The organism is Oleiphilus sp. HI0132, from assembly GCF_001635845.1.
Map to the genome: position 1 here is coordinate 1 of NZ_LWGJ01001617.1, position 981 is coordinate 981.

Annotated in this window: 1 protein-coding gene and 1 pseudogene; one reads left to right on the forward strand and one right to left on the reverse strand. The window is 43.9% G+C overall.

Annotated features, from left to right (window positions below; translation table 11 throughout):
* A pseudogene (locus tag A3766_RS31545) lies at positions 1–249 on the forward strand (hypothetical protein); the annotation flags it as partial.
* A gap of 49 nt (positions 250–298) precedes the next feature.
* Here A3766_RS31545 and A3766_RS24915 read toward each other — a convergent pair.
* On the reverse strand, positions 299–981 hold a 683-nt coding region (locus A3766_RS24915; RefSeq protein ID WP_231882988.1), incomplete at its 5' end, for a DUF2057 family protein.

The window sequence follows — 981 nt, forward strand, 5'->3', positions numbered from 1 at the left end:
GGTTTAGCACTGATGATTGTGAGTTATAACGGCAATTACAGTGTCACCTGCACCTACAACCCTGAAGCACTGTCCCTTAAGCAACCCTTTGAAAAATACTTTCAGACAGCGATAGAAACGATTCTAAGTAGCGAAACAGAAATACCAGATTGCACCGATATTGATCTGAGTGAGCCAAATACAAACAAGACTGGTTTTATCGAAGATGTTGCCGGCTTAGTCAGCAACATCTTTTGCGTAGGAAAATAGCGGCAAGCTGTAGAGCCAGCTCTTCGACCTAAGCCGACTTAGCGCTTTTTTACTCCTGAAACGCCCAAACCAAAAAGGCTTTTCTATCTTCAGTGCTAGTCTTCCCCCAAAGCTCTTTCAGCGAGACCAGACTGGAAGCAGCTTCACTTTTTGACTCACTCAAGCCTGAGTCGGCGCCAGTCACCTTCCCGGATACGAAAACCTTCTGATTAGCCGAGCTCTTCTCGGTATAGGGGACTGAAACAGCAAGCTCCTGCCCCACCTTATCAACAAGCGATGCAGAGAAGTTTGAAGCCAAGCTACGAGCCTCTCTGATATTATCCGCTTCGGCATATACAAAGTTATATGACTCCCCTGCCAGAGCATTAAACTCGAGCATCACTAACTGTGACTCGGTTTTCTCTGACCTACTATTTCCATTTGTCTGAGGACCAGGCTTCGCCCAGATACTTTCGTACTTGAATACAAGCTGGTTAAGACCGGCTCTCAGGCCATATTTTGTTTCAATATTACTTAACAGATAAGTAGGAACCTCTCGCCCATTAACAGAAATCAGACTTATATTTTCTGGAGCAAGCACTACCGCTAACTGATCCTGAGGCAATATATTTCCTTCGTAGGTTTGCACCACCTTATTTGAAGCAGAACAAGCACTCAATAAAACTAAACTTAACACTAAACCTAAAAACTTTGGCCTTCTTAAGCCTTGAAAAAATCGATACATAAACGCCT